The organism is Agathobacter sp., assembly GCF_977054825.1.
Genome location: NZ_CDRTEH010000014.1, coordinates 55,478 through 66,075 on the forward strand (window position 1 = coordinate 55,478; position 10,598 = coordinate 66,075).

A 10,598-nucleotide genomic window follows, 5' to 3' on the forward strand; every position below is an offset into this window, starting at 1 on the left:
CTTACTCTAAGTAGTCCTTTAGCTTTCTACTTCTGCTTGGATGACGAAGCTTTCTTAGCGCCTTTGCCTCAATCTGACGGATACGCTCACGAGTGACGTTGAACTCCTTACCTACCTCTTCAAGTGTTCTGGCTCTGCCGTCCTCTAAGCCAAAGCGGAGTGTGAGTACCTTCTGCTCTCTCTCTGTAAGAGTGCCAAGCACCTCCTCAAGCTGCTCCTTAAGGAGTGTGAATGCTGCCGCATCAGCAGGAACCGGTACATTATCATCCTTGATGAAATCACCAAGATGTGAATCCTCCTCCTCACCGATTGGAGTCTCAAGTGAAACAGGCTCCTGTGATATCTTGAGTATCTCACGCACACGCTCTACCGGCATGTTCATCTCCTTGGCAATTTCCTCCGGTGAAGGCTCTCTGCCAAGCTCCTGAAGGAGCTGTCTTGACACACGGATGAGCTTGTTGATTGTCTCAACCATATGCACAGGAATACGGATTGTTCTGGCCTGATCAGCTATGGCTCTTGTGATAGCCTGGCGAATCCACCATGTGGCATATGTAGAGAATTTGTAGCCCTTCTTGTAGTCGAACTTCTCAACTGCCTTGATAAGACCTAGGTTTCCCTCCTGAATCAGGTCAAGGAAAAGCATTCCTCTTCCCACATATCTCTTTGCGATGCTGACAACAAGACGCAGATTTGCTTCTGCAAGACGCTTTTTGGCATCTGCTCCCTTGTCCACATCCCTCTGCAGTGTCTTTATTTCTTCCTTTATCTCAGCCTTTTCCTCTTCCGATGCACCATCAAGGCGGCCCTTTAGTACATTAATCTTCTCGATTGCTACCGCTCCGTCCTCCATATTCTGGGCGAGCTCAATCTCCTCATCTGCTGAGAGAAGAGGTACCTTACCGATTTCCTTAAGATACATACGGACAGGATCCTCGACGCTGACTCCCTCCGGTACTGAGAGGTCAATCTTTTCAACCTCTACCTCATCCTCATCGTCGAGTATGATATCATCATCCACGTCATCATCATTGCTGATTTTAAGCACGTCTATGCCGTTTTGCTCGAGATAATCAATTACCATCTCAAACTTCTCCGGATCCAGATTTAAGTCCTTGAAAAAATCTGCAATTTCCTGATATTCGAGCATATTCTTTTTCTTTTTTCCAAGCTCAAGAATCTCAATAAGCTTCTGCTGGAATTTCAGTTTCTGCTCCTGCTCCTGTGCCATGTCTTTTTGTTCCTTTTTCTTTGCCATTTTATTTTCCTCTTTATTCTGGTATTTTTTGCAATTCTTCGAGTGCTCGCTTATCCTCAATAATCCTCATCATGCCCTCCATATCTGTAGGTGCCAGATGCTTTGAGCGATAGTCTATGCTGTTTTGCTTGATACGGACAACGGTTTCCCTGAGTGCGGTTGCCTTGTCATTTTTGCCCTCCACCTGATGGATTGTGGCATTGAAAAGCCCTGCCACCTCACGCTGTTCGTCCTCATCGGTAAACATGCTTACTATCCTGGCCGGATTTACTGTATGCGTAGTCTCGTACTGTGAAAAAACCTCATTAGCCACCTTGTGGTACAGCTCTTCGGTAAAGTCATCTGCACTGATACGCCCCTTTATCCTGTCAAAAAGTGAATTATCCTCTATGAGCCATGTGAGGAGAAGCTTCTGCGACTGCTTCATGCCATCCTCCTTTTTATTTTTCTCATTGATTCCACTTTTAAGCTTTGTCTGGGGCTTTACGATACCGCCCTTCATTGCCATACTGTTTACGAGCTTTCTTAAGTCGTCGTATGGTATGCTGTACTCTCTGGACACTGCCTGCGTATAGTTTGTCCGCTCAAGCTCCTCGGTAAAACCAAGCAGCTTCTTTGCGATTTCATTATAAAATGCGGTTTTTGACTCGGGATCGTCCATATCATAGCCTGCCTGCATGATCCGTATCTGAAACATAAAGCTGTTTTCAGCCTTTTTGATACGCTCCTCATACTCCTGTGCGCCAAGCGCCTTGATAAACTCATCCGGGTCCTTGTACGGCCGCATATTAATGACCTTTGTTGTGATGCCTACCTCCTTGAGTATCGGAATCGCACGCAGCGCTGCCTTTACCCCGGCGCCATCACTGTCATATGTCAGATACACCTCATTGGTGTATCTCTTTAATAGTGAGGCATGTCCGCTCGTGAGCGCCGTACCAAGCGACGCCACCGCATTGTCAAAGCCCGCCTGATGCAGTGCTATGACATCCATGTAGCCCTCACACAAAAGGAGCTGGTTTTTCCTCGTGCTCCTTGCTATATTAAGTCCGTAAAGATTACGGCTCTTATCAAATATCTTTGTCTCCGGAGAGTTTAAATACTTTGGCTCTCCGTCACCCATCACTCGGCCTCCAAAGCCTATGACACGGTTGTGCACATCCATAATCGGAAACATCGCACGATTCCAGAACTTATCGTGCCCGCCTCTGACCTCATCTATCGTCACAAGACCTGTCTCCTTAAGTATCTCATCATCATAGCCCTTGCTGCGCAGATACTTGTACAGATCATCACTGTACTGGTCCGAGTAACCAAGCCCGAACTTCTGCATTGTCTCATCGGACAGCTCTCTCTTTTTGAAATACTCATGTGCCTTCTGTCCTCTCGGTCCACGAAGCAGCATATAAAAATACTTTGCAGCCTCTTTATTTATCTCAAGCAGTTGTGTGCGCCTGTCTGCTTCTCTCCTTTGTGCTGATGTCATCTCCTGCTTGGGAAGCTCAATTCCCACACGGTCTGCAAGCTCCTGCATGGCCTCTGGGAAGGTGAAGTTCTCATACTGCATGAGAAATGTAAATACATTGCCTCCGGCTCCACAGCCGAAGCAATAGTACATCTGCTTATTCGGTGAGACGGAAAAGGATCCTGTCTTTTCGTTATGGAATGGGCATAATCCAAAATAGGTACTTCCCTTTTTCTGAAGATGCACGTAGCTTCCTATAACATCGACTATGTCATTTCGCGAGCGTACCTCCTCTATAAGCTCGTCAGAGTAGTACGGCATTTTATCATCCCCTTACTGTTCTTCTTTGTTGTCATTTGTGTCACCCGGCGAAAATCAATATCCATCTATTTCCCAGGCTACCGGTACGAAATACTCGTGGAACTTCGTGGTGGCATACTGGTCTGTCATGCCTGATATATAGTCGCATATGATGCGCCCCTTGTCATCACCCTGCCCTAGCATGACGAGATACTTCTGCGGCAGCTCCTCTATATGCTCCATATAATAGAAATAAAGCTGCTTGAGCATCGCCTTGGCCTTTTTCTCCTCGCTTTTTGCGACTGGATTGTTATAGAGGTTTGCGAACATAAATTTACGCAAATCCTGCATTGCCTGCGCGGACTCTTCTGACATGCATATATCGTCCTTTCCCATGCTGTTTGTGATGATATTGTGCACCATATGATTGAGCCTGGCCTTGGTGCTGTGTCCAAGCGTGTTTCTTATCTCAAGCGGTATATCATCCTCGCACAAAAGCTGTGCGCGGATTGCATCATCAAAGTCTGAATTTATGTAGGCTATCTTGTCTGAAAGCCTGACTATTTTGCCCTCTAAGGTGTGTGGCATGAGCGAGGTCTGGTGATTTAGCATACCATCTCTGACCTCCCAGGTCAGATTGAGTCCTGCTCCGTCCTTTTCGAGCTTCTCCACTATGCGCACACTCTGCTCATTATGCTTAAAGCCACCCTCGTATATCTCATTGAGGATACGCTCACCCGCATGTCCAAACGGTGTATGCCCCAGATCGTGTCCCAGCGCTATAGCCTCCACCAGATCCTCATTCAGTCTCAGTGCCTTGGCTATTGTCCTGGCATTCTGCGACACCTCAAGCGTATGCGACATACGTGTGCGGTAATGGTCGCCCTTTGGCGTAAGAAACACCTGTGTCTTATTTTTCAGACGCCTGAATGCCTTGCTATGCAGTATCCGGTCCCTGTCCCGCTGAAAAACAGGCCTGATATCGCACTGCGGCTCATCATAGTCCCTGCCTCTTGAGTTGATGCTCAGGCATGCGAACGGACTAAGTATTTCCTGCTCACGCTTTTCTATCTGCTCGCGAATAGTCATTTATCTGCCTCCTCGCTGTCACAGTCGTTATGTTCTGCTGCTATTCACACACAAATGTAACAAATAGCGTTACATTCCACTAATAGTGCTCTACACTAATTATGCTCTACACTAGTTATTATTCGACGTGATTTTTAAAAATCCTTTTTTTATTTCTTTTTACTTTAATTTTCTTTCGGCAAAAATTAAATGCTATATCAATTACCACCGAGCACATGGCGCAGCATCTGAAGCTGTCCGCCTGTGATTTCATTGTCGTAGCTGCCATAGTAAAATTTATCGTCTTTTGCCAGTATGCAGCCCACCCAGGTGCCCACATGACTGTCACTCTCTACGGCATCCTTCATGGATTTGTAGCCCTCTATTGTAAAATAGGCATCATAGCCCTTGAAGTCTGCCGGATTTATTTTCACTGCACCAAAGGTATCCTCAAGACTTTTTATGAAATCCTCATCGCACTCCGTATAGCCTGTGACATCCTTGCTGTAGCGCGACTCTGACTGCCACTCCTCATCCCACATGAGAAAAACGCTGCAGTCCTTCCAGGAATTGCTTTTTTCAACTACAGACAGCTTCTTGTATGAATTTGATGCGTTGCCGGCCATCTGTAAATATGTATCGTCACCGTTCTTATTCATATATAAGAGGTTTGATGCTGCAACCTCATAGTACCTGCTGCTATAGTCCTGATCCTTGTATACAATATAGCCAAGCGGACTGCCAGTCCCTGCATAGTCAAGCTCTATGGTTATCGGAATATACACCTGACTGTCATAAACCATAGGCCCAAGCCTGTCATCATTGGTAATGCAGCTTGCGACCCTTTCATACTCAGCCGGCTCGTTTGAAGGCGACATAAAATATGTATAGACAACAATAATTGCAATGACAACGACCGGCACAATCGCTATCACAGCTTTTAATGTTTTCCTTCGCACCCTGCGTCTGTGAATAAGCACCTGCCGGTCTGCATGCTCATCGCAATACCTGTATTTCACAAGTCTGTATACAATGAAAATCTCAAGCACAAGTAAAAGCACAACAAAGGACATCATGCAGCCTGCCTGCCACATTACCTTGTGATTGACAAATTTCTTATCTATAAATTTAAGCGGTATGAGTATTATCGTCAAAATAAGCGTATTTCCCAACACATACTGTCCATATATTTTCCTGCTTTTTATAACGATAAGCGGAAAAAACGAAGCAATCACTGTCAGCATGAGCACAATTGCAAAAAAATATCCCCATATCTCTGACAGTGTTGAGCCGTACAGTGCCTTGAAATACTGCGCCGGGCTAAGCTTTTTTATATTGCCCCAGCCTGAGTATTTTGAAATGAATAATACTACCGTGCCGACAAACCATGTCAGCATATAGATACCCATGTAGCATGCCATATTTTTCCTTGCAAAGCTGCCATATCTCATAACTGAATATGACACAAGCACCCCTGCAAGCACAGGAAATCCCCCCACTCTGCCAATCAAAAGAGTTACATACTCCATAACAGCAAAGGACAAAACAAACGCACATATTACATTAATATAAGATAGATTCAATCTCTTCACGCTGCAATCCCATCTCCATAATAATCAAATTCCTGTGACTGCTGTACCCCTCAGTGTGGCAGGCAACGGTTACAGACCATTAAAAGCCAAAAGGCTATAAAAAATATCTGCATAAAATAAAATAGGAAGCCGTTCACCGACTTCCCTGTTAATGCAGGAGATGGGACTTGAACCCACACGATATTGCTACCACAGGCACCTGAAGCCTGCGCGTCTGCCAATTCCGCCACTCCTGCGAACAAGCATTATTCTACCAAAAAGTTTAGAATAATGCAAGCATAAATTTAAAAAACCATACGAAATGTACGAAAAACTATAAATTTGTTACTACACCAGCTTTGATATATCTAAAACCAGTGCGTCAACCTCTTCCTGTTTTGTGGCCCAGCTGGTGCAAAAGCGCACTACAGTGCCCTCTTTCTCTCTTCCCATCTCTTCAAAATAGTACTTCTTGGCAAGCGTCTTCTTCTGCTCATCCGATAATATTACAAACTGCTGATTTGTAAAGCTCTCAACCCAAAACGGCACCTTCTTCTGTTCAAATGCCCCTTTAATCTGCATGGCAAGCTCATCTGCACGCTTTGTCTTTTCAAAATAATCGCCATTCTCAAGCATAGTGGCAAACTGTAAGCCCATCAGCCAGCCCTTTGCAAGCACTGCACCGTTTTGCTTCATATAGGCCTTAAAACGATACTTGATATCCTCAGCATTTATAACCAGTGCTTCGCCAAAGAGCGCACCGCACTTTGTGCCACCGATATAAAATACATCCGAAAGCGCAGCAAAATCACAGAGTGTAAGGTCATTTTTATCAGAGCCCAGTCCGTAGCCCATTCTCGCTCCATCCACAAACAGGTACATGCCGTATTTCTTGCAGACAGCACTGATATCGCAAAGCTCTCTTTTCGTATAAAGAGTACCCTGCTCCGTCGGAAATGAAATATAAACCATCTTTGGCTCCGTCAGATACTCCGGTCTTGCATTGTCATAATACTCTGCGGCACACGCCTCAATCTGCGCAGCACTGATTTTACCATCCGTGTTAGGGAGCGCAAGAATCTTATGCCCTGTATTCTCAATAGAAGCCGCCTCGTGGCAATTGATATGCCCCGTATCCGCTGCAATCACACTCTGCACCGGTGAAAGAGCCGCCGCAACCACAACATAATTGGCCTGTGTCGCACCCGGAATGAATTTAATCATGGAATCATCTCTGCCAATAAGCCCCTTAATAATCTGCTCAGCCTTATCGCACCACTCATCCTCACCATATCCCGGATAGCTGGTTGTATTTGTATCTGCCAGTGCCTTCAAAATGCAATCAAATGCACCGCGGTTGTAATCGTTATTAAATCTAATCATAAAAATCTTACCTTTCCTGTCTTATCATTCAATATAGAGCGCCTGCTCTGCAACGACCGAAGCGGAGCGGAGACCTTAGACCCATGGGGCGCCTGCCCCGCGATAACCGAAGCCACGCGGAAGATGGGTTGCAAGACGTCCGGGGGACGTCTGTTCTGCAACGACCGAAGCGGAGCGGAGACCGAGTGAGGTCCGGGGGACCTCATGCCACGAGCCGACCGAGCCGGAGGCGAGACCTTGAACCATGGGTTCAAGGCTCGCTTCGGCTTTGAATAATAAGACAGGGACCAAACGCTTTGCTTGGTCCCTGTCTTATTATTCAATGCGGAAGATGGGACTTGAACCCACACGATTGCAATAATCACAAGATCCTTAGTCTTGCTCGTCTGCCAGTTCCGACACTTCCGCATGTATTTTGTTTTCGTCGCTTGTCTCACGCGACTCGTATATAATATCAGATTGTTTTCAAAAATGCAAGCACTTTTTTCAAAAAAATCATATTTTTTTACAGACTCTTTTCATAGCACAAAAACGACTGCCCAAACAGGCTGCATTCACCCACTGTCTCAAATCCAAACACTGCATACGAGCGCAGAGCCTTCACATTGAGCTTGTTGACTAAAAAATGCACACTTTTGTACCCTCTCCTTGCGAGCTCTTCCATCCCAAATGCCAGCATTTGTCTGGCAATTTTTTGATTCTGAAAATCCGGATGAACCGCAAGTCTTGAAAGCTCAGCTCCGGGTGCCAGTCTGCTGCTCCAGCAATCAAGCTTCTCCACCTGCGGATCATCATCAATTGAAATCGCAGCGATAATCCTGTCCTCTTTGCTTCCGGCATCCGTATTAAGCTCCTGCCCATCAATCATTACAAACAAAGATTCTCTACCAAGATCAAACTCAATCTCCTTCATTCCCGGATAAGAATCGTCCCATGGACAATACTCCCTGCCGAGCTGTATCTTATACAATTTTAAAATTTCTTCTTTATTTTCTTCTGTAGCTGCTACTATTTTTCTCATTCTGTTTCTCATTTCCAACTAAATATAATGGACAAGGGGATTCAAGCTTGCAAGCTTGAAGTTTGTACTCTAATGAACATGAAACTACCTTCTTATAAATGAAAAATCATATACATTTCTGAACTTTTGCGTTACTCTCTGATTGTGTGTATAACAATTATAATACGATAACCATACCCATTGCTTCGTTTCTTTTTCTAATCGACAATCCTCCATTTGACAAAATTCCACAACCCCATTTGGTAGACTGTTAGAATTTAATACTTCTGTCAATGCTCTTGAAAATGTATTTTTACATTCTCTAATTTCTTGAATATGTTTTGTTTTTTTCATATTTTCTTCCGCAATTGCTACTTTTTTTAATCCAAATGGAATCCCAGATTGTTGATAATCCAACGTATATCCAAGGCGAATATAGTAAATGATACCATCTCGTTCAATAAAAGCACTTGATTTAGTCAAATTCGTTTTTTCATTGTTTTTTATATACCAAATAGTAATTGGGACAATTATAATCACTAAAACCATCCAATACACCCAATACACATCCGAAAAACATCCAAAAAAGAATAACAATCCCCATACAAGAATAATTACGCCAAACATCAAATTAGGATGTTTTTCATAAATCCTATGACTTTTTATATCTCTTTTCATATAAACAATTTCATTTATATCGTTGTTGATTTCCATATTTCATTTACCTCAAACCTAATCCATTAACTTCAAATTCGTCTCTCAGTATTACTGAAATTTATTGTTTAAAACTTCTAACAATAAAGTAAACCAGCCATTCTACCACTAATATGCCATAATAAAAGAATTCTACTGCATGTAATGTTATAAAAAACGGACAGATAATCTACTGCCCATTTCTATGCTCATTTAGCAACAATATATTCCATTTCTTCGTTTTTAGAAAGAATATCTAAAAGCCTGAACACTGGTCCTGTCGGATGAGTTCTACCACCTTCCCATGCTTCCACTGTTTTAATTGAAACTCCCATATATGAAGCAAATACACTTTGAGTCATCCCCGCCTTTGTCCTAATATCACGTATTTCTTTTCCACTATACTCTTTGACCGGCAAAATCATATATGTTTTTACGCTACCCGCTCCATATCCTTTCTCATAAGCTATAGCTTCCTCGAGTCCTTCTTTTAAATCCTCAAATAATAAACTCATAGAAATCCTCCTATTTTTAGCAGTTTCCTATCTCAACACTATCCTCCCTAATTTACATGATTGAATTTTCATAATCTTGTAATTCGTGATATATACCTTCTATGATGACACTACTTTCAACCACTCTATAAACCAATAAATATCTATGCTTTGCAAAACTTATTTATCATATTGCTTTTCTGCCAACTCTGAAAGTTCTACATTAAACTGCATACTTCTCCCTCATGCTCTTTGAAACTGCTCTTGCTGACTTCGTTGCTCCAGTGTCACTTTTTCTGATTGATGCGGAAAGTTCTTCTACTAACTCGTTCTCACTTAATCTTTTCAGTCCATTGATTTCTGACTTTTCAGATAATCTGTTAACAAGCATAATTACCATATTATAATCTTCTGCAGACAGGCTTTCTATCTTTGCTGTTAATTCTGCAATACCCATGTATATCAACTCCTTTCCCATTTCTCTTCCCTTTATTATATCTCGTACCTACTGCAAAATCCACTCCAATTTCTTCCAAAATTGACTTTCCTTACTTCATACTGCCCCCGTTTTTATTTCAGGTGTTCAAAAAGAACACTGTCTTGCAGGTTTGTATTTACTTCTTTATCACCAGTAACCCTGCACAATAAGATACCTGATTAAATTCCAATTCAGGAAATGCTTTCTTTAACTCATCTACCACAAAATAGATTTCATCCTCATCCCATCCATCCTTGTTTTCCTTATGACATTTTTCTAGATCTGATCTTGTTTGAAAGGCCACATCTCCAATCAGAATGCAACCACCCTCTTTTAATAATGTTTTTAATAATTGAATAAATTGAATTTTCGCATCATCTGTCAGGTGATGTAAGGAATACGTTGCAATAATAAAATCATATGTATGCTGTAAAAGCGATTCTACCAGCCCTTTGGAAAAATCGCCCTGATATAAATGTGCATTTGGCATTTTCTTTTGAGCTAATTCTATCATTCTTTCCGAAAAATCCTGCCCGTATATTTCACACTCTTTTTCATATAATTTTGTGGTGAGCGTTCCTGTGCCGAAGCCGATATCAAGAATCGTTGGGTTTTCTATTTCAAGAACCTTCTTATAAATCATTCCAAGTATTTCTTTATAACCGGCAAACGGATAACAATTCTCTTCATCCGAAATTCCAACTGTTTTGTCATATCCATCTGCCCACAAATCAAATCCTTTATTATCTAACATATACTTCTTCTGCCACTCAAAATGTGTTCAAATATACTCAAACACATCGAGAAATTAAAGTCCTTGCGGATACTTCTTACTGCTTCGATGTGTATGCTTTGGCGATTGTAAACAATACGCTACTCACAAGTTCG

The 10,598-nt window shown here is 42.6% G+C and carries 10 protein-coding genes and 2 tRNA genes; all 12 read right to left on the minus strand.

The window, feature by feature from the left end:
• Position 1: 1 nt before the first annotated feature.
• Positions 2–1,258 carry an RNA polymerase sigma factor RpoD gene (rpoD, locus tag ACW6PM_RS10645; RefSeq protein ID WP_117686310.1) on the minus strand — a complete coding sequence of 419 codons (1,257 nt, stop codon included), beginning with the start codon at positions 1,256–1,258 and terminating at the stop codon, positions 2–4.
• A 13-nt stretch (positions 1,259–1,271) separates the two neighbouring features.
• On the minus strand, positions 1,272–3,044 hold the full coding sequence (gene dnaG, locus ACW6PM_RS10650) for a DNA primase (protein WP_308795996.1): 1,773 nt from the start codon (positions 3,042–3,044) through the stop codon (positions 1,272–1,274).
• A 54-nt stretch (positions 3,045–3,098) separates the two neighbouring features.
• On the minus strand, positions 3,099–4,112 hold the full coding sequence (locus ACW6PM_RS10655) for a deoxyguanosinetriphosphate triphosphohydrolase (protein ID WP_456057133.1): 1,014 nt from the start codon (positions 4,110–4,112) through the stop codon (positions 3,099–3,101).
• A gap of 197 nt (positions 4,113–4,309) precedes the next feature.
• On the minus strand, positions 4,310–5,683 hold the full coding sequence (locus ACW6PM_RS10660; protein WP_456057134.1) for a hypothetical protein: 1,374 nt from the start codon (positions 5,681–5,683) through the stop codon (positions 4,310–4,312).
• A 152-nt stretch (positions 5,684–5,835) separates the two neighbouring features.
• Positions 5,836–5,919, minus strand: a tRNA-Leu gene (locus ACW6PM_RS10665).
• A 91-nt stretch (positions 5,920–6,010) separates the two neighbouring features.
• Positions 6,011–7,045 carry a threonine aldolase family protein gene (locus tag ACW6PM_RS10670; protein WP_456057135.1) on the minus strand — a complete coding sequence of 345 codons (1,035 nt, stop codon included), beginning with the start codon at positions 7,043–7,045 and terminating at the stop codon, positions 6,011–6,013.
• Between the two features lie 323 nt (positions 7,046–7,368).
• A tRNA-Leu gene (locus ACW6PM_RS10675) sits at positions 7,369–7,453 on the minus strand.
• Positions 7,454–7,550: 97 nt separating this feature from the next.
• Positions 7,551–8,066, minus strand: a complete 516-nt coding sequence (locus tag ACW6PM_RS10680; RefSeq protein ID WP_456057136.1) for a GNAT family N-acetyltransferase — start codon at positions 8,064–8,066, stop codon at positions 7,551–7,553.
• A gap of 84 nt (positions 8,067–8,150) precedes the next feature.
• On the minus strand, positions 8,151–8,759 hold the full coding sequence (locus ACW6PM_RS10685) for a hypothetical protein (RefSeq protein WP_456057137.1): 609 nt from the start codon (positions 8,757–8,759) through the stop codon (positions 8,151–8,153).
• Between the two features lie 188 nt (positions 8,760–8,947).
• A complete protein-coding gene (locus ACW6PM_RS10690) occupies positions 8,948–9,253 on the minus strand; it encodes a helix-turn-helix domain-containing protein (RefSeq protein WP_456057138.1) in 306 nt (101 codons plus the stop codon).
• 202 nt (positions 9,254–9,455) lie between these two features.
• Positions 9,456–9,689, minus strand: coding sequence for a hypothetical protein (locus tag ACW6PM_RS10695; RefSeq protein ID WP_456057139.1), 234 nt, complete (start codon positions 9,687–9,689; stop codon positions 9,456–9,458).
• Positions 9,690–9,846: 157 nt separating this feature from the next.
• Positions 9,847–10,464: a class I SAM-dependent methyltransferase gene (locus tag ACW6PM_RS10700; protein WP_456057140.1), complete on the minus strand. Its 618-nt coding sequence runs from the start codon at positions 10,462–10,464 to the stop codon at positions 9,847–9,849.
• Positions 10,465–10,598 lie beyond the last annotated feature (134 nt).